Here is a 17,544-nt window from a genome sequence, read left to right as displayed (position 1 = left end):
GGCCAAACGGCCTGCTTCGCGCCCGCACGCGGTCGGGACGGCCCGGCGAGGGGCCATCCCGCCGCCGGGTATTACTCCACCGTCACCGATTTCGCGAGGTTGCGCGGCTTGTCGACGTCGGTGCCGCGCGCGCACGCGGTGTGATACGCGAGCAGTTGCAGCGGCACGACGTGCAGGATCGGCGACAGTTGCCCGTAGTGCTCCGGCATCCGGATCACGTGCAGGCCGTCGTCGTTGACGATCTGCGTGTCCGCATCCGCGAACACGTACAGCTCGCCGCCGCGCGCACGCACTTCCTGCATGTTCGACTTCAGCTTCTCGAGCAGCGTGTCGTTCGGCGCGACCGTGACGACCGGCATCGCTTCCGTGACGAGCGCGAGCGGCCCGTGCTTCAGTTCGCCGGCCGGATAGGCCTCGGCGTGGATGTACGAGATTTCCTTCAGCTTCAGCGCGCCTTCGAGCGCGATCGGATAGTGCAGCCCGCGGCCGAGGAACAGCGCGTTTTCCTTGCGCGCGAATTCCTCCGACCACGCGATGATCTGCGGCTCGAGCGCGAGCACGCTGTTCAGCGCGGCCGGCAGGTGGCGCAGCTCCTTCACGAATTGCGCTTCCTGCGCGGCGTCGACGTGCCCGCGCAGCTTGCCGAGCGTCGCGGCCAGCACGAACAGCGCGACGAGCTGCGTCGTGAACGCCTTCGTCGACGCGACGCCGATCTCGGTGCCCGCGTGCGTCAGGAACTGCATCTCGGTCAGGCGCACCATCGCGCTCGTCGCGACGTTGCACACCGCGAGCGTATGCGTGTGGCCGAGCGACTGCGCATGCTTGAGTGCCGCGAGCGTGTCGGCCGTCTCGCCCGATTGCGAGATCACCAGCACGAGCTGGCGCGGGTTCGGCACCGACTCGCGGTAGCGGTATTCGCTGGCGATCTCGACCTGGGTCGGGATCTTCGCGATCGATTCGAGCCAGTATTTCGCTGTGAGGCCCGAGTAGTAGCTCGTGCCGCACGCGAGGATCAGCAGGCTGTCGATCTCCGCGAACGCGGCGGGCGCGGCGTCGCCGAACAGCGTCGCGTCGAACGCGTCGGTTTGCGGCACGGTGTCGCCGATCGCGCGCGGCTGCTCGAAGATTTCCTTCTGCATGAAGTGGCGATAGGGCCCGAGCTCGACCGCGCCGCCGTATGCGCTGACGACACGGGTTTCACGCTGCACGGTGGCGCCGTGGCGATCGACGATCGTCACGCCGTCGAGCGACAGCTCGCACACGTCGCCTTCCTCGAGGAACGTGAAGCGGTCGGTGCTGCCGGCCAGCGCGAGCGCGTCGGACGCGAGGAAGTTCTCGCCGTCGCCGTGACCGACGACGAGCGGCGAACCCTGGCGCGCGCCGACGACGGTATGCGGCTGGTCCTTGTGCGTCACCGCGATCGCATACGCGCCGTGCAGTTGCTGCACGGCTTCGCGCACCGCGTCGAACAGGTTGCCGCGATACAGGCTGTGCACGAGGTGCGCGATTACTTCGGTGTCGGTCTGCGATACGAATTCGTAGCCCTTCGCGCGCAGCGTTTCGCGCAGCGTCTCGAAGTTCTCGATGATGCCGTTGTGCACGAGCGCGAGCGCGTTCGACGAGAAGATCGGGTGCGCATTGTGCGTGACGGGCGCGCCGTGCGTGGCCCAGCGCGTGTGCGCGACGCCGGTCGTGCCTTCGAGATGCGTGTCGCGCACCTGCGCATCGAGATCGGCGACGCGCGCGACGCTGCGCGCGCGCTTCGGCGCGCCCGGTTCGAGCACGGCGACGCCGCAGGAGTCGTAGCCACGGTATTCGAGGCGCCGCAATCCTTCGATCAGCACCGGAACGATATTACGCTGCGCAACTGCGCCGACAATGCCGCACATGAATGGTCAATCCTGTCAGTCGAAGCGGGCGCCTCGCGGGCGCCCGCAAATGGTTCAGCTCTTTTTCTTGACCGGGCGGACGTAGCCGCTCTTCGCGGTCTGCGTCTTCTCGTTCAACGCGAGGACGCCTTCGGCGACGTCCTTCCAGATCGTCGTGCCGGCCGCGATCGTCACGCCGCGGCCAACGCGCACGGGCGCGACCAGCTGCGTGTCGGAGCCGACGAACACGTCGTCCTCGATCACGGTGCGGAACTTGTTCGCGCCGTCGTAGTTGCAGGTGATCGTGCCGGCGCCGATGTTCACGCGCGCACCGATGTCGGCGTCGCCGATGTACGTGAGGTGGTTCGCCTTCGAGCCGTGGCCGATCACCGCGTTCTTCACCTCGACGAAGTTGCCGACGTGCGCTTCGTCCGCGAGCTGCGCGCCCGGGCGCAGCCGCGCGTACGGGCCGATCACGGTGTGCGCGCCCAGCACGGCGCCGTCGATGTGCGTGAACGCGTCGATGCGCGTACCCGCGCCGATCGATGCGTTGCGGATCACGCAGTTCGCGCCGATCGTCACGTCGTCGGCGAGCGTCACGTTGCCTTCGAACACGCAGTTCACGTCGATCGACACGTCGCGGCCGCAGCGCAGCGTGCCGCGCACGTCGACGCGCGCCGGATCGGCGAGCGTGACGCCGTCGACGAGCAGCGCATCGGCGACGTTGCGCTGATGGATGCGTTCGAGTTCCGCGAGCTGCGCCTTGCTGTTCACGCCGAGCGTTTCCCACTCGTCGTCGGGCTGCGACGTGACGACCTCGAAGCCGGCCTCGATCGCGAGTTCGACGACGTCGGTCAGGTAGTACTCGCCCTGCGCGTTTTCGTTCTTCAGCGCGCCGAGCCACATCGACAGCTGGGCCGTCGGCGTGACGATGATGCCGGTGTTGATCTCGGCGATCCGCAGCTCGTCCGGCGACGCATCCTTCTGCTCGACGATGCGCGTGACGAAGCCGGCCGCGTCGCGCACGATGCGGCCGTAACCGGTCGGGTCGTCGAGCGTGACGGTCAGGATCCCGTAGCGGCCGTCGTGCGCGGCGTCGACGAGACGCTGCAGCGTCGACGCGCGCGTGAGCGGCACGTCGCCGTACAGCACGAGCGTCGGTTGCGCGGGATCGAGGAGCGGCAGCGCCTGGCGCACCGCGTGGCCGGTGCCGAGCTGCTCGGCCTGCACCGCGAACTGGACGTCGGGCGCGGCGACGGCCGCCTGGACCTGCTCGGCGCCGTGGCCGACGACGACGACGAGCCGGGACGGCTGCAGCGTGCGCGCGGTGTCGATGACGTGGGAGAGGAGCGGCCTGCCGGCCAGGGGGTGAAGCACTTTCGGCAGCGCGGAACGCATGCGCTTGCCGGTGCCTGCCGCCAAAATCACGATATTCATGGCGCGCGCTTGGGTCAGGGAGTTCGAAGCCGTCCATTTTAGCATGCGGCCCTTGTCGCTCCGGGCCTGTCGCGGCGCGGCGACACCGCCGAAACGACGCCGTTGGCGCCGGTTTCGGCGGGTGTTCGGTCCCTGCTTACAGGTCGTCGAACTGGACGATCGAGATCGGTCGGGCCGCGATCGGTTTGCCGGCGCCCGGCGCCGCCGCGTCGTCGCCCGATGCGCACGGCTCCTCGTCGAACGCGATGTCGCCTTGCGGGTCGGCTTCGCCCGTCGCGCGCAGCGACTGGAACGGGTACAGCGTCGTGTCCATCAGATGCGACGGCACGACCTTCGCGAGCGCGTTGAACATGTTGTCGACGCGGCCCGGGAAGCGCTTGTCCCAGTCGCGGATCAGCGCCTTCATTTCCGCGCGCTTCAGGTTCGGCTGGCTGCCGCACAGATTGCACGGGATGATCGGGAATTCGCGCAGCTCCGCGTATTTCTCGAGATCGGTTTCCTTCACGTACGCGAGCGGGCGGATCACGATGTTCTTGCCGTCGTCCGACTGCAGCTTCGGCGGCATTCCCTTCAGCTTGCCGCCGTAGAACATGTTCAGCAGCAGCGTCTGCACGATGTCGTCGCGGTGATGGCCGAGCGCGATCTTGGTCGCGCCGAGCTCGCCGGCCACGCGGTACAGGATCCCGCGGCGCAGCCGCGAGCACAGCGAGCAGGTTGTCTTGCCTTCCGGCACGAGCCGCTTGACGATGCTGTAGGTGTCCTGGTTCTCGATGTGGAACGGCACGCCGACCTGCTTCAGGTATTCGGGCAGCACGTGCTCGGGGAAGCCCGGCTGCTTCTGGTCGAGGTTCACCGCGACGATGTCGAAGTCGATCGGCGCGCGCTCGCGCAGGCGCAGCAGCACGTCGAGCATCGCGTAGCTGTCCTTGCCGCCCGACAGGCACACCATCACCTTGTCGCCCTGCTCGATCATGTTGTAGTCGCCGATCGCCTGGCCGACCTGGCGCACGATCCGCTTGAACAGCTTGTTGTTCTCGTACGCTTCCTTCTGCTCGCGGCGCGTCAGCGCGGGGCGGCCGGTGTCGGCGGTCGTGGCGTCGGCCGCCGTGTCGTTCATGTGGGGGGCGTTCATGCGCGCTCCTCGTCCTTGATGCGAAAGACTTCGACGCCGACGGCGTCGCAGTCCGGATAGGCGTCCGGTTTCTCGGTACGGACGCGTACCGCGCGCACGGCGTCGTGCGCCAGCAGGTGCGCGGCGATCGAATCGCACAGCGTTTCCTGCAGGTGAATGTGGCCGCGCGCGAGGCTCTGCGCGACGCTCTGCTTCATCAGGTCGTAGTCGACGACTTCATGCAGCCGGTCGTCGACGGGCGTCGACTGCGCAAGCGGCACGAACAGGTCGACGTTGATGACGACGCGCTGCTCGCCGCGCTTCTCGTGTTCGAAGGCCCCGATGTTGATGTGCACCTCGTAGTCGCGCAGGTAGAGCCTGCGGCAATCCGCGAGGCGGGGGTGCAGGAGAGCGGAAAACATGGTCGTCCCAGTCAAATTGGCGTGCGCGCACGCAAAGCGGCGCGGACGGCGGCGGTCAGGCCGCGCCCGCGCGGTTCATTCATTCGGGCCGGCGGCCGGCGGCACCAGGTGCTCGCCGCCGTCGACGGTCAGCGTCGCGCCCGTCACGCCGGGCGCGCTCGCGAGATAGCAGGCGGCCGCCGCGATGTCGTCCGCGTGCGGCGCGTGGCCGCGCACGAGCGCCGCGACCCGCACCTTCGGCGCGAGCGCCAGCGCGAGCGCCGACGTCGCGCGGTTCAACGCGGCCTGCATCAGCGCGTGCGACAGCTGCGCCGGCGCCGGATGAAACAGGGCCTGATCCAGTACGTGGATCGCGCACGCGCGCAGCGTTTCGTCGTTGCGCGCGGCGTCGGGCGTCGCGTCGGCGAGCGCGCGGGCCAGCGCGAGCGGCGCCGTCACGTTGCGCGCGAGCGCGGCAGCCAGCGACGCAGCGTCCACCGTGTGCGCGTCGTCGGCGCCGGCGCTGGCGCTGACGAACACCGCACATGCGGGCCGGTCGAGCGCTTCGCCGCACGCGGCGACGAGGCCCGCGGCATCGGCTTCCACGGCCAGATCGGCGTCGAGCACGACCCCGCGGCGGCCGAGCGCCGCGACTTCGGCGACGAGCGCGTCGGCGGCCGCGCGCGGCGCGCGTTGGCTGCGCTGCAGCGCGACGTCCCAGCCGCGGCGGGCGAAACCCGTCGCGAGCGCGCGGCCGATCGACGCGGCGTCCGCCGCGCTGCCCACGGCGCCCGTGACGAGCACCACGCGTGGGGTCGACGTATCGGCTGAAACGGTCATTTACAATGCCGGGATGAACCCGAAAGCTCACGAACCCGCTAGTTTACCTGCTCCCGGCCCTGACGCGCTCGCGCAGTCCGAAACCCTCGCCGCGCAACTGCGCGACGAGATCGCGGCGGCCGGCGGCTGGCTGCCGTTCGACCGCTTCATGGAACGCGCGCTGTATGCGCCGGGCCTCGGTTATTACAGCGGCGGCGCGCGCAAGTTCGGGCGCCGCGCCGACGATGGCAGCGACTTCGTCACCGCGCCCGAGCTGTCGCCGCTGTTCGCGCAGACGCTCGCGAACCCCATCGCCGAAGCGCTCGCGGTGAGCGGCACGCGCCGCGTGATGGAATTCGGCGCCGGCACCGGCAAGCTCGCGGCCGGGCTGCTCGCGGCGCTCGATGCGTCGGGCGTCGAACTCGACGAATACCTGATCGTCGACCTGTCCGGCGAGCTGCGCGAACGGCAGCGCGACACGATCGAAGCCGCGGTGCCGGCGCTGACCGCGAAGGTGCGCTGGCTCGACGCGCTGCCCGAGCGGTTCGACGGGGTCGTGGTCGGCAACGAGGTGCTCGATGCGATGCCGGTGCGCCTCTTCGCGAAGGTGGACGGCGCGTGGCGCGAGCGCGGCGTCGCGCTCGACGCGCGGCACGCGTTCGTGTTCGCCGACCGGCCGGTCGGCGCCGCCGGCCTGCCGGCGGTGCTCGCGACGCTCGACGTCGGCGACGGCTACGTGACCGAAACGCACGAGGCCGCGCTCGCGTTCACGCGCACCGTCTGCACGATGCTTGCGCGCGGTGCGGTGCTGCTGGTCGACTACGGTTTTCCCGCGCACGAGTACTACCACCCGCAGCGCGACCGCGGCACGCTGATGTGCCACTACCGTCACCACGCGCACGACGACCCGTTCGTGTACCCGGGCCTGCAGGACATTACCGCGCACGTCGAATTCACCGGCATCTACGACGCGGGCGTCGCGACCGGCGCCGATCTGCTCGGCTACACGTCGCAGGCGCGCTTCCTGTTGAACGCAGGCGTCACCGACGCGCTGGCCGCGATCGATCCGTCCGACGTCCGTGCGTTCCTGCCGGCCGCGAACGCGGTGCAGAAGCTGATCTCGGAAGCCGAGATGGGCGAGTTGTTCAAGGTGATCGCGTTTTCGCGCGGGATCGACGGCACGCTCGACGCGTTCGCGCGCGGCGACCGCTCGCACGCGCTTTGATTGGAACCCGACATGCTCCGCTGGCTATTGACGACGTTCGTCGCGGTGATGATCCTGACGCGCTGCTGGCCGTGGCTCGGCAAGCTCGGGATCGGGCGGATGCCGGGCGACGTCACGCTGACGCTCGGCGGGCGGCGCTACCCGTTCCCGTTCATGTCGACGCTGGTGCTGACGATGCTGGTATCGATGGTGGCGCGGCTGCTCTGAGCCGCGCCGAAAAAGGGGCGCGTCACAGCTCGATCTCGCCGAGGATCCGGTGCGCGAGCGCCTTCGCCTCGTCGAACGCTTCTTCCTCGCTGGGGCTCGTCGAGTGGACGTCGTAGCGCATGTTCTCGGTGTCGTCCCCGTCGTCGCGCGCGAGGATCACGTAACCCTGGAACTGCCCGTTGCCCGCATGCTGGGTATGCGCCTTGGCCGTGTAGATGCCTTTCGTGAACGTGTTCGTGTCCATCGTGCTCTCCCGCAAAAAGGACGCTTCATCGTAGCACTGCGGCGCAGCATGGTGAACGCGGTTTATTGGTGACCGATCAGCGACCGGTCACCTGCCTGCGCGTCCCTTCAACGCCTGTTCAACCTTCGAGCAGCGCGACGACCTCGTCGAGCGTCGGCGCGTGCGCGCCGGTGTGCCGGCACGCGGCGGCGCCGGCCGCGAGCGCGAACGCGAGATGCTCGCGCCAGCCGCGCTGCGGCGCGGCCATCAGGCTGAACAGCAGGCCGCCGATCGACGCGTCGCCCGCGCCGACGGTATCGGCCACCTCGACGCGCGGCGGGCTGGCCTCGTGCACGTCGCCGTCCGCGTAGAGCGTCGCCGCCTGCGCGCCGCGCGTGACGAGCACGGCCGCCCGCGGGTTCAGCGCGCGCACCGCCGCGATCGCGTCGGGGCCGTCGCCGCCGAAGAGGTGCCGCAGGTCTTCGTCGGACACCTTGATCAGGTCGGCGAGCGCGGCCATCTTCTCCAGCGTCGGCCGGAACGCGGCCGTCATCAGGTTCCGGTAGTTCGGATCGAAGCTGATCTTCACGCCGCGTGCGTGCAGGTCGGCTGCGAGTGCGGCCAGCGTGCCCGCGAGCGGTTCGCGCACGAGGCTGATGCAGCCGAAATGCGCCCATTGCACGTGCTCGGTCCAGCCGGCCGGCAGCCGCGCCGGATCGAACGCGAGATCGGCGCTCGCTTCGCCGATGAAGAAGTATGCGGGCGGCCGCGTCTCGTGGACGATCGCGAGCAGCGGCGGCCGCGCGACGCGCTGCAGGAAGCGCAGGTCGAGCCCGGCCGCTTCGCTCGTGCGCCACAGCACGTCGGAGAAGCAGTCTTCGCCGATCGACCCGGCGAGCGCGCTCGGTAGGCCGAGCCGCGCGACCGCGCGCGCGACGTTCCAGCCGGCGCCGCCCGGCACCGACGTCCACTGCGCGTCGCCCGCGCGCACCATGTCGGTCAGGATGTCGCCCGCCGACACGAAAGCCGGAAACGTGCCGCCGCTCATTGCGTCGGCTCGCTGCGTTGCAGGCGCGCGAGGGTCGCGAGCACGTCGTAGCAGGCGCCCATCGTGTGATAGTCGGTCTTGCCGGCCGGGCTCTTCTCGTCGCTGTACTTGCGGTTGTCGCAGGTGAGGATCCGGTACCACGCGCCGTAGCGGTGATCGACGAAATGCGCCCAGCTGTAGCGCCAGATCTCGTCGTACCAGTCCCAGAAGCGCTCGCTGCCGGTGCGCGCGCCGAGCATCGCGGCCGCCGCGAAGGTTTCCGCCTGCACCCAGAAATACTTGTTGTGGTCGCAGATCGTGAAGTCGGGGCCGAAGCCGTAGCAGAGGCCGCCGTGATCGGTGTCCCACGCGTGCGTGAGCGCCGCGTCGAACAGCTCGGCCGCGCGCGGCGCGAGCCAGTCGAGCGGACGGTGCCGCTCGAGGATCAGCAGCAGCTTCGCCCATTCGGTCTGGTGCCCGGGCTGGAAGCCCCACGGACGGAAGATGTTCGAGCTGTCTTCCTTGTTGTAGTCCCAGTCGATCGACCAGTCCGCATGGTAGTGCTCCCACACGAGCCCGCCCGACAGCGCGGCCTGGCGCTGCGTGATGTGGGATGCGACCTTTTCCGCGCGATCGAGGTACGTCAGGTGGCCGGTCGCCTCGTACGCGGCGAGCAGCGCTTCCGTCATATGCATGTTCGCGTTCTGGCCGCGATACGTCGACACGTTCCAGTTCGGCGTCGCGTCGTCAGCGTACAGGCCCGCGGCCGCATCCCAGAAGCGGTGCTCGGCGAGCTCGTAGGTCGACGCGATCAGCGCCCGCGCTTCGCCGATGCCGGCCATCGTCGCGTGCGCGGCCGCGAGCAGCACGAACGCGAGCCCGTAGCAGTGGCGCGTGCCGTCGAGCGTCGCGTGCTTCGCGCCGTCGCGCCAGTCGAGTTCCCAGTCGTAGCCCTGCAGCGCGTCGTCCCAGTGCGCGTCGCGCAGGAAACGCAGCCCGTGGCGCGCGTAGTCGAGATGCCGCGGATCGCCGAAATGGCGGTACGCCATCGCGTAGTTGAAGACGAACCGGCAGGTGCTGACGAGGTGGCGCGACGTGCGGTTGTAGACGCTGCCGTCGTCGCGGAAGTAATGGTAGAAGCCGCCCGTCGGGTCGAATGCGTTCGTCGCGTAGAAGCGCAGCGTGTCTTCGATGTGCGACAGCAGGAACGACGGGTCGCGAAAGCTCGCGACGAACGGTGCCGCTTGCGCGTGGCTGGCCGGCGCGGCGGCGCGGGAGTGGACCGGGGGCATGTTCATGATTCTTGGACCGTGGCGGTATCGAATGCCGGGGAGCCGGCGGGCTGGCTGCTGGCCCGCACGATCAGCTCGACGGGCAGGGAGATCTCGGTGCGCTCGGGCGATTCCGCGAGCAGCAGTTCGACGCCGCGGCGGCCGAGCGCTTCCTTGTCGACCGCGAGCGTCGTGAGCGGCGGGTTCGCGTGCGCGGCGGCCGGGATGTCGTCGAAGCCGACGATCGCGATGTCGTCCGGAATCCGCAGGCCGCGCGCGATGCACACGCGCTGCGCGGCCAGCGCGGCCGCGTCGTTGTACGCGAACACGGCGTCGGGGCGCGGGCCGGGCGCGTCGAGCAGTTGCTCCATCGCACGCGAGGCACCCGTGTCGGGGTCGAGCCCCGCGTCGATCGTCACTTCGTACGCGGGATCGAACAGCCGCCCGGCTTCGAAGAACGCGCGCCGGTAGCCGATCGCACGCTGCGCGATGCTGTAGTGCGCGGCCGAGCCGCCGATGAAGGCGATCCGCGAGCGGCCGGTGGCGAGCAGGTGGCGCATCGCGAGCGCCGCGCCCGTCGCGTTGTCGATGTTGACCGAGCGTAAGCCGGGCGCCCACAGGTCGATCAGCACGAGCGGCCGGCCGGTGGCGGCGAGCGCCTCGATCGTCTCGGGCTCGATGAAGCCGGCGACCGCGATCGCGTCGGGCGCATGCGGGCGCATCTGGCGCAGCACGTCGTCGTTCGGGCCGACCGTGAGCAACGTCGGCACGATGCCGCGCTCGCGGCACGCGTCCTCGACGCCGTGCAGCACATGCGAGAAGAACGGGCTCGCGGGAAAGCGGTTGTGCTGGCGGTGCAGCAGGAAGGTGAGCCGGCGGATGCGCGGCCGCAGCTGGGCGGGATCGTAGCCGAGCTGTCGCGCGATCTCGACGATGCGCGCGCGCGTGGCTTCGGACAGGCCGGGCTGGTTTTTCAGCGCGCGGGAGACGGTGCCGATCGAGACCTCAGCCGCCCGCGCCACGTCGCGAATGGTCGTACCCATCGTTCGGGGTCCGGTTTGTTTAGGGTGGAAGCGATTGTATAGTAAAAAATCTCGCGGAATTCGGGCCGGATAACCGGGGAATACCCGCAAATAACGGGTTTTTAGGCGCTAATCTGCGAAAACATCGTTACTAAAAATACTAAACAAAACGAGAAAAAGGCAAGGTGGGTGTGCGGGCGTGGGTCGGCGCCGACGGCGCGCCGAAAAGGGGCAGCCGGGGGCCGCCGGGGGCCCCCGGACTACGGGCCGAGGCGAGCGTCACGGCGCGCCGCGCCGTGGCAGCAGCCTGCGACCAACGGCGCGGTTGCGCAACAGCTGAACCTTGCGCCGGCCGGGCATCGGCGCCGCCGCACGTTGCGCGAGCGTTTCCCGTGCGCCCGCGACGCCTGCCCGCCGTTCAGCCCGCCCCGATCGCCACGGCCGGCGGTTCGCCGCGATCGCGCAGCGCAGCGCGGCCGGCATCGAGATCGACGACCGCGAGCCCGTCCGGCTGCTGCTTCGCCCGCCGCTTCGCGAGCGCCGCGACCGACGCGATCTCGTCGCTGCCGTAGCGCTTTGCGCCGTGCGCGCCGGCCGGCACGCCGACCGCGCCGATCGCCATCGTCACGAAGCCGAAGAACGCCGGGTTGCCGTGGCGGTCCTCGCCGCGCAGCCCGCCCGCCTGGCGGTCGGCCTGCGTATAGAAGAGCTGCGCGCCGTCGTTGAAGCGCGCGATCGCGTCGGCGGCGCGCTCGCGCCAGTCGTCGCGCTGGAACAGCACGAGGAAATCGTCGCCGCCGACGTGGCCCAGAAAGTCGCGCTGCGGATCGCACACGCCGGCCAGCACCGTCGCGGCGAACTTCAGCACTTCGTCGCCCTGCCAGTAGCCGTACTGGTCGTTGAACGGCTTGAACTGGTTCAGGTCGACGTAGCACGCGTGAAAGCCGGCGTCGCGCTGGAGCAGGCGGTCGATGTGCGCGCTGATCGGGATGTTGCCGGGCAGGAACGTCAGCGGATTCGCGTAGCGCGCGGCCTCGATGCGCATCTCGGTCACCGTGCGCACGAGGCTCTCGCCGGTGCCGAGGCCGACATAGCGGCCGTGTTCGGTGATCACGAAGCCGTCCGCGAGATAGCGCTGGTCGTGACGCGCGAGCAGCGTCGCGAGCTGCTCGAACGTGGTTGCGTTGTCGATCATCAGCGGCGCATCGTTCGCGAACTGCAGGCACGGCTTTTTCCCGAACACCTCGCGGTGATACGGCAGCGCGAAACGGTCGATGAAGCCGCGGCGATTGACGAGCGCGACGGGCCGCCCGCGCTCGACGAGCGCGACCGCGTGCAGATCGGGCATCCGGTTGAACAGGTCGAGCACGTCGTTGCTGGTCGCGTCGCGCGGCAGCGCCGGCGCGGGCACGAGCATCTTCCCGGCGATCGTGCCGGCCGGCCGTACCGCGCGCGTCACGCCGGGAAACACCGCGATGTGCGGCGCGCGGATCGCGTCGCGCGCGGCCGGCGCGACCACCCGCGACGGCTGCGCGTGCGGCCGGCCGAGCAGGAAGCCCTGCACGCAGCAGATGCCCATGTCGCGCACGACGATCAGGTCGCATTCGTTCTCGATGCCTTCCGCGATCAGCTTCGCACCGCTCGCCTGCGCGAAGTGCTGCATCGCCTTCACGGCCTCGAACTTGAGCGGGTCGTGCGCGATGTCGTGGATGAAGAAGCGGTCGATCTTCACGACGTCCGGGTGCAGGCGCAGCCACAGGTTCATGCTCGCGTTCGCGGTGCCGTAGTCGTCGAGCGCGAACTGGATGCCGGCGTCGCGCAGCGTCGCGACCGCCGGCCCGATGTCCGCGAGATCGGGAATCGCGTTCTGCTCGGTGAGCTCGATCACGATGCGCTCGGCGCCGATCCGCGCGCGACCGAGGAACTGGCGTGCGCGCTCGCGTTCGCTGGCGAGCGTGAGGATCGTGCCCGCGCTGAAATTGAGGAACAGCTTGCCGTCGCAGCCGAGCGCCGCGAACGCGTCGAGGCAGGTGAGCGCGGCGGCCCGTTCGAGCGCGATGGTTTCGCCTTCGCGCGCGGCCTGCGCGAACAGCGCGGCGGGCGGCTCGAGGTCGGTGCCGCGCGGGCCGCGGATCAGCCCTTCGTAACCGACGACCGTTCCCGATCCGAGGTCGACGATCGGCTGGAACACGGCGGCGAGCGCGCGCTCCGCGATCAGGCGCGTGGTGCGGGGGGCGGCGGAATCGGAGGAGGGCGCGGGCATGGGCGAGGGCAGCCGAATCGACGGGACGATCGGCTTAACGGCACCGCTCGCGGAGAATTGAATGAAGATTTCGTGACACGACGGGCGTTGCCGGTGCATCGAGCCGGACGCGCATCGGGGTGGGGGGCTGGAACGGGAAGCGGAAGGCGGAAGGCGGAAGGCGGCCAGCGACAGCCATCGCCCCCCGCGCGCGTCAGCGCTTGCCCGCGCTCAGCGCGCCGGACCTGGCTGCCGTGTCGCCTTCGTCGTGCTCGCCGCTCGTGTCGCGCGCGCCCCAGCGCTGCGCGAGCGCCGCGCACGCCATCAGCTGGATCTGGTGGAACAGCATCAGCGGCAGCACGATCGCGCCGACCGCGTTCGCCGAGAAGATCACCTTCGCCATCGGCACGCCGGCCGCGAGGCTCTTCTTCGATCCGCAGAAGATGATCGTGATCCGGTCGGCGCGGTTGAAGCCGAGCCGCTTGCTGACGAACGCGGTCAGCAGCAGCGCGATCGCGAGCAGCACGAGGTTGACGACCAGCAGGCCGCCGAGCGCGCGCGGCGGAATCTGGTGCCACAGCCCCTCGTTGACGGCCTCGCTGAACGCGACGTAGACGACCAGCAGGATCGAGCCCTGGTCGACGAAGCGCAGCACGCCGCGATTGCGGTCGATCCAGCCGCCGATCGCGGGCCGCAGCAACTGGCCGGCGATGAACGGTACGAGCAGCTGCATCACGATGCTGCCGACCGTGCTCCACGGCGACGCGGTCGCGGCCGACTGCGACGTGATCATCAGCCCGACGAGCGCCGGCGTGACGAAGATCCCGAGCAGGCTCGACGCCGATGCCGCGCACACGGCGGCCGGCACGTTGCCCTTCGCGATCGACGTGAACGCGATCGACGACTGGACCGTCGACGGCAGCGTGCACAGGAACAGCACGCCCGCATACAGCGTCGGCGTGACGAGCGGCTGCAGCACCGGTTTCAGCGCGAAGCCGAGCAGCGGGAACAGCGCGAACGTGCTGAGCAGCACGACCGCGTGCAGCCGCCAGTGGGTCGCGCCGGCGATCACGGCTTCGCGCGACAGTTTCGCGCCGTGCAGGAAAAACAGCAGGCCGACGGCGATGTTGGTTGCCCAGTTGAACGCATGGGCGGCCGGGCCGCGGCAGGGCAGCAGGCTCGCGAGCACGACGGTGCCGACGAGCGCGAGCGTGAAGTTGTCGGGGAGAAAACGGGGACGGGCCATCGGGAACTCGATTCGGAAACGGCGAAGCGCGCGTCGCGCGCGCGGATCGCGTTATTGTCCCGGTTGGCGATTCACCAAACAAATTCATTGTGCGAATCGATTGATGAATCGATTGCATGCAATGAGGGCCGCCGCGTCGACCCGGCCACGCGCGAAACCGCAGAAGAATGTTCTGCCGCGATCGCGTGCCGAAGCGAAAAAACCTAGCAGTAACATGGTGTTACACCGATGCCGGCGACATAACACTTTTTGGCTCGACACACTTTCCGCCCGCTCATAAATTACTGCTGAAAGCCTTGGGTCGGCCGAAAGGAACCGACGGCGGGCGTCGATGGGCACGGAACGATGACGGAACGGGTGAAACGGAAGATCGGACGATGGGTGGCAGGCGTGCTCGGCGCGCTGCTGATGCCGCTCGCGCTGGCCCAGCCGCCCCATGGCGGTCACGGGTTCGGTGGCCACGGCTTCGGCGGCGGCGACATGCGCGCGTACGCTCGGCCGGCGGGCGGCCCCGGCGGCGGTCCGGTCTGGCGTCGCGTTGCGCCGCCCGCCGGCGTGCGTCCCGGCGGCGTGAGCGGCGCCGGCTCCCGCTGGGGGCTGCGCCCGACGCCGTCCTACGGCCATTACGCCGCGCAAAGCCCGTATCGGCCGATCAGCGCCGAGGTCCGCCAGATGCCGCGCCCGCCGGGCGGCGGCAACGTCCCGCTGCGGGCCGGCTCGATCCGCGCCGACGTCGCCCGCTACAACGAGGAGCGCGGCGGTCGCCCGATGCCGCCGCCCCGCTCGCAGGAAGAGCCTGCGCACTCGCCTTCTTTCTCCCCGTTCTACCGAAACTGAGCGCCCCCGCGCACGTCCCCTTGCCGGCTGATGCGAATTTGCCACAGTCGCGCGCAGATTTCCGCTGATTTTCCCGCCGCATTGCGCTATCTTTCGCGCCCGGTACGCGCATGCCGCGCCGCCGCCCGCCGGTGCGACCGCATTCGCGCCGGGCCGCCGCCGTGCATCCGGCCATGGATACATCCCGCGAAGTTAATGCCGGCGCTATACCCGCAATAAGTGTGCGCAATTTTGACCGGACGAATGATCCGTAAAGATGGCTGCGCCCCATACGACGCAAGCACTCGGCTCCAAACAACAACGCTCGCGCCACTTATCGACTATCCGACAAAACCTGGAGATCCCATGAAAGCATTCGCTCGTCGCGCGTCGCGCACGTCCGTCAAGCTGATCGCCGCAGCCGCCTGCGTGGCGGCCGCCGCACCCGTCCATGCGCAGTCGAGCGTCTCGCTCTACGGGCAGGTTGACGAATGGGTCGGCGCCACCAAGTTCCCGGGCGGCGATCGTGCGTGGAACGTGTCGGGCGGCGGGATGTCGACGTCGTACTGGGGCCTGCACGGCGCCGAGGATCTCGGCGACGGCTACAAGGCGATCTTCACGCTGGAGAGCTTCTTCCGCGCGCAGAACGGCCAGTACGGCCGCTTCCAGGGCGACACGTTCTTCGCGCGCAACGCGTACGTCGGCATCAGCTCGCCGTACGGCACGGTGACGGCAGGCCGCCTGACGACGCATCTGTTCCTGTCGACGATCCTGTTCAACCCGTTCTACGACTCGTACACCTTCTCGCCGATGGTGTACCACGTGTTCCTCGGCCTCGGCACGTTCCCGACCTATCCGAGCGACCAGGGCGCCGTCGGCGATTCGGGCTGGAACAACGCGGTGGGATACACGTCGCCTTCGTTCGGTGGGCTGAATTTCGGCGCGATGTACGCACTTGGCAACCAGGCCGGCGACAACCGCTCGAAGAAGTGGAGCGCGCAGTTCAACTACGCGAACGGCCCGTTCGCGGCGACCGCCGTGTATCAGTACGTGAACTTCAACAACGGCCCGCAGGACCTGAGCGCGCTCGTGACCGGCATGAAGAGCCAGGGCATCGCGCTGGTCGGCGCGACCTACGACCTGAAGCTCGTGAAGCTGTTCGGCCAGTACATGTATACGAAGAACGACCAGGTCGCGGGCAGCTGGCACGTGAACACCGCGCAGGGCGGCGTGTCGGTGCCGATCGGCGTGGGCAACGCGATGGCGTCGTATGCATACTCGCGCGACGCGGGCGGCCTCGACCAGACGCGCCAGACCTGGGCCGTCGGCTACGACTATCCGCTGTCCAAGCGCACCGACGTCTACGCGGCCTACATGAACGACCACATCAGCGGCCTGTCGACCGGCAACACGTTCGGCGCAGGCATTCGCGCGAAATTCTGACGCACGCGCGCGACCGGTGCGCCGGCCGCGCGCGCGAATTGCGCGTGCCGGCTGCATGTTTTCCCGTCCGTCCTTTCCGGCCCGAAGCGGCGCCGCCACCCGCGGCGCCGTTTTGCCTTTCTTGACCTTTATGTCTGCCCGCCTTTGTTACCCTATCTCGTAATTGGTTGACTCCCCGGGATTGCGAGCTAGTTCGATGGATACCCTCGTCAGCATGAATGTGTTTCGCTACGTCGTCGAAGTGGGCAGCTTCGTCGGCGCGGCGGAGCGCATGCAGATGTCGGCGGCGATGGCGAGCAAGCACGTGATGCACCTCGAGCAGCAGCTCGGCGCGCGGTTGCTGCATCGCACGACACGACGCGTCGCGCCGACCGAGGCGGGACGCGAATACTATGAGCGCCTCGTGCAGGCGCTGTCCGAACTCGACGAAGCCGGCCAGGCCGTCGGCGCCGCGAGCGTGGTGCCGCAAGGCAGGCTGCGCGTGACGTCGCTGTCCGCGTTCGGGCTGCGGCACGTGATGCAGGCCGTCACCGATTATGCGGGCCGGTTCCCCGACGTGACCGTCGACATGACGCTGTCCGATCGCGTGGTCGACCTGATCGAGGAAGGCTATGACGTCGCGGTGCGCGCGGCGCCGAACGGATTGAAATCGTCGTCGCTGGTCGCACGCCAGATCGCGACCGCGCACATCCTGCTGGTCGCGTCGCCCGAGTATCTCGACAAGCGCGGCACGCCGCAGACGATCGCCGATCTCGCGAACCACAACTACCTGCGGCGCGATTCGAATTCGACGATGCTCGATTCGCTGGTGATCGACGCGGCCGCCGCGTCGCGCGTGAGCCTGAACGGCAACCTGATCGTGAACCATCTCGAAGGGCTGCGCGCGGCCGTGCTCGCCGGCGCGGGCATCGCGCTGCTCGGCACCGAAGTGGTCGGCGACGACATCGAATCGGGCCGGCTCGTGCCGGTGCTGCTCGATTCGGTGCCGCCGCACGAGGCACCGATCTATGCGGTGTACGCGAGCCGTCGCCACGTGTCCGCGAAGGTGCGCTCTTTCGTCGATTTCCTGGCCGCGCGTTTCGAAGGGCAATCGTTGTGCCCGTCGATCGAATCGCACCTGCGCGTGCTGCCGATCACGCGGATGAAGCGCGCGGTCTGAGCCGCGTCGTCCGCCGCGGCGGGGCAA

General features: G+C 69.1%; 16 protein-coding genes. 5 read left to right on the top strand and 11 right to left on the bottom strand.

What is annotated here, in order from left to right; all coding sequences use genetic code 11:
- Positions 1-71: 71 nt before the first annotated feature.
- From glmS to GJG85_RS15745, 5 genes are all read right to left on the bottom strand, one after another.
- On the bottom strand, positions 72-1,889 hold the full coding sequence (gene glmS, locus GJG85_RS15765; protein ID WP_050014297.1) for a glutamine--fructose-6-phosphate transaminase (isomerizing): 1,818 nt from the start codon (positions 1,887-1,889) through the stop codon (positions 72-74).
- 54 nt (positions 1,890-1,943) lie between these two features.
- The gene (gene glmU, locus GJG85_RS15760) at positions 1,944-3,305 is read right to left on the bottom strand and encodes a bifunctional UDP-N-acetylglucosamine diphosphorylase/glucosamine-1-phosphate N-acetyltransferase GlmU (protein WP_204383449.1); all 1,362 of its coding nucleotides are present in this window, start codon (positions 3,303-3,305) and stop codon (positions 1,944-1,946) included.
- Positions 3,306-3,441: 136 nt separating this feature from the next.
- Entirely contained in the window at positions 3,442-4,437 is a 996-nt protein-coding gene (ttcA, locus tag GJG85_RS15755) for a tRNA 2-thiocytidine(32) synthetase TtcA (protein ID WP_204383447.1), read from the bottom strand.
- Positions 4,434-4,838, bottom strand: coding sequence for a dihydroneopterin aldolase (locus GJG85_RS15750; RefSeq protein WP_124593486.1), 405 nt, complete (start codon positions 4,836-4,838; stop codon positions 4,434-4,436). The genes ttcA and GJG85_RS15750 overlap by 4 nt, the downstream gene beginning before the upstream one ends.
- Before the next feature lie 75 nt (positions 4,839-4,913).
- The gene (locus tag GJG85_RS15745; protein ID WP_089488884.1) at positions 4,914-5,657 is read right to left on the bottom strand and encodes an SDR family oxidoreductase; all 744 of its coding nucleotides are present in this window, start codon (positions 5,655-5,657) and stop codon (positions 4,914-4,916) included.
- Positions 5,658-5,670: 13 nt separating this feature from the next.
- Here GJG85_RS15745 and GJG85_RS15740 point away from each other — a divergent pair, with 13 nt between their 5' ends.
- Together GJG85_RS15740 and GJG85_RS15735 are read left to right on the top strand one after the other, a co-directional pair.
- Positions 5,671-6,861, top strand: a complete 1,191-nt coding sequence (locus GJG85_RS15740) for a class I SAM-dependent methyltransferase (protein ID WP_089488883.1) — start codon at positions 5,671-5,673, stop codon at positions 6,859-6,861.
- A 12-nt stretch (positions 6,862-6,873) separates the two neighbouring features.
- A complete protein-coding gene (locus tag GJG85_RS15735; RefSeq protein WP_021163761.1) occupies positions 6,874-7,068 on the top strand; it encodes a DUF2905 domain-containing protein in 195 nt (64 codons plus the stop codon).
- A gap of 22 nt (positions 7,069-7,090) precedes the next feature.
- Here the strand turns inward: GJG85_RS15735 and GJG85_RS15730 are convergent, their stop codons facing one another.
- From GJG85_RS15730 to GJG85_RS15705, 6 genes are all read right to left on the bottom strand, one after another.
- On the bottom strand, positions 7,091-7,312 hold the full coding sequence (locus GJG85_RS15730; RefSeq protein WP_027785622.1) for a hypothetical protein: 222 nt from the start codon (positions 7,310-7,312) through the stop codon (positions 7,091-7,093).
- A 118-nt stretch (positions 7,313-7,430) separates the two neighbouring features.
- Complete coding sequence (locus tag GJG85_RS15725) at positions 7,431-8,339, bottom strand: carbohydrate kinase (protein WP_089488882.1); 909 nt, start codon at positions 8,337-8,339, stop codon at positions 7,431-7,433.
- Positions 8,336-9,616 carry an AGE family epimerase/isomerase gene (locus tag GJG85_RS15720; protein ID WP_089488881.1) on the bottom strand — a complete coding sequence of 427 codons (1,281 nt, stop codon included), beginning with the start codon at positions 9,614-9,616 and terminating at the stop codon, positions 8,336-8,338. Before GJG85_RS15720 ends, GJG85_RS15725 begins: the two co-directional genes overlap by 4 nt.
- Positions 9,613-10,632, bottom strand: coding sequence for a LacI family DNA-binding transcriptional regulator (locus tag GJG85_RS15715; protein WP_050014304.1), 1,020 nt, complete (start codon positions 10,630-10,632; stop codon positions 9,613-9,615). The genes GJG85_RS15720 and GJG85_RS15715 overlap by 4 nt, the downstream gene beginning before the upstream one ends.
- Positions 10,633-11,029: 397 nt before the next feature.
- A complete protein-coding gene (locus GJG85_RS15710; protein ID WP_204383445.1) occupies positions 11,030-12,874 on the bottom strand; it encodes a phosphodiesterase in 1,845 nt (614 codons plus the stop codon).
- 193 nt (positions 12,875-13,067) lie between these two features.
- Positions 13,068-14,099, bottom strand: a complete 1,032-nt coding sequence (locus tag GJG85_RS15705; protein WP_050014307.1) for a bile acid:sodium symporter family protein — start codon at positions 14,097-14,099, stop codon at positions 13,068-13,070.
- A 345-nt stretch (positions 14,100-14,444) separates the two neighbouring features.
- On the opposite strand from GJG85_RS15705, the gene GJG85_RS15700 reads away from it, so the two are divergent.
- The 3 genes from GJG85_RS15700 to GJG85_RS15690 all read left to right on the top strand — a co-directional run bounded on the left by GJG85_RS15700 (position 14,445) and on the right by GJG85_RS15690 (position 17,517).
- Entirely contained in the window at positions 14,445-14,936 is a 492-nt protein-coding gene (locus GJG85_RS15700; RefSeq protein ID WP_124557608.1) for a peptide-binding protein, read from the top strand.
- A gap of 345 nt (positions 14,937-15,281) precedes the next feature.
- On the top strand, positions 15,282-16,358 hold the full coding sequence (locus GJG85_RS15695; RefSeq protein WP_011546370.1) for a porin: 1,077 nt from the start codon (positions 15,282-15,284) through the stop codon (positions 16,356-16,358).
- Between the two features lie 196 nt (positions 16,359-16,554).
- Complete coding sequence (locus GJG85_RS15690) at positions 16,555-17,517, top strand: LysR family transcriptional regulator (protein WP_050014309.1); 963 nt, start codon at positions 16,555-16,557, stop codon at positions 17,515-17,517.
- Positions 17,518-17,544: the final 27 nt, after the last annotated feature.

The organism is Burkholderia sp. MS389 (assembly GCF_016899425.1).
In the GTDB taxonomy this organism is placed as follows: domain Bacteria; phylum Pseudomonadota; class Gammaproteobacteria; order Burkholderiales; family Burkholderiaceae; genus Burkholderia; species Burkholderia sola.
This window is presented reverse-complemented; position numbering and strand designations above follow the sequence as displayed.

Coding starts and splice junctions, on each gene's coding strand:
- GJG85_RS15690 (WP_050014309.1), top strand. CDS start 16,555: ATGGATACCCTCGTCAGCATGAATGTGTTTCGCTACGTCGTCGAAGTG.
- GJG85_RS15715 (WP_050014304.1), bottom strand. CDS start 10,632: ATGGGTACGACCATTCGCGACGTGGCGCGGGCGGCTGAGGTCTCGATC.
- GJG85_RS15735 (WP_021163761.1), top strand. CDS start 6,874: ATGCTCCGCTGGCTATTGACGACGTTCGTCGCGGTGATGATCCTGACG.
- GJG85_RS15720 (WP_089488881.1), bottom strand. CDS start 9,616: ATGAACATGCCCCCGGTCCACTCCCGCGCCGCCGCGCCGGCCAGCCAC.
- ttcA (WP_204383447.1), bottom strand. CDS start 4,437: ATGAACGCCCCCCACATGAACGACACGGCGGCCGACGCCACGACCGCC.
- GJG85_RS15700 (WP_124557608.1), top strand. CDS start 14,445: ATGACGGAACGGGTGAAACGGAAGATCGGACGATGGGTGGCAGGCGTG.
- GJG85_RS15730 (WP_027785622.1), bottom strand. CDS start 7,312: ATGGACACGAACACGTTCACGAAAGGCATCTACACGGCCAAGGCGCAT.
- glmU (WP_204383449.1), bottom strand. CDS start 3,305: ATGAATATCGTGATTTTGGCGGCAGGCACCGGCAAGCGCATGCGTTCC.
- GJG85_RS15750 (WP_124593486.1), bottom strand. CDS start 4,838: ATGTTTTCCGCTCTCCTGCACCCCCGCCTCGCGGATTGCCGCAGGCTC.
- GJG85_RS15725 (WP_089488882.1), bottom strand. CDS start 8,339: ATGAGCGGCGGCACGTTTCCGGCTTTCGTGTCGGCGGGCGACATCCTG.
- GJG85_RS15695 (WP_011546370.1), top strand. CDS start 15,282: ATGAAAGCATTCGCTCGTCGCGCGTCGCGCACGTCCGTCAAGCTGATC.
- glmS (WP_050014297.1), bottom strand. CDS start 1,889: ATGTGCGGCATTGTCGGCGCAGTTGCGCAGCGTAATATCGTTCCGGTG.
- GJG85_RS15705 (WP_050014307.1), bottom strand. CDS start 14,099: ATGGCCCGTCCCCGTTTTCTCCCCGACAACTTCACGCTCGCGCTCGTC.
- GJG85_RS15740 (WP_089488883.1), top strand. CDS start 5,671: ATGAACCCGAAAGCTCACGAACCCGCTAGTTTACCTGCTCCCGGCCCT.
- GJG85_RS15745 (WP_089488884.1), bottom strand. CDS start 5,657: ATGACCGTTTCAGCCGATACGTCGACCCCACGCGTGGTGCTCGTCACG.
- GJG85_RS15710 (WP_204383445.1), bottom strand. CDS start 12,874: ATGCCCGCGCCCTCCTCCGATTCCGCCGCCCCCCGCACCACGCGCCTG.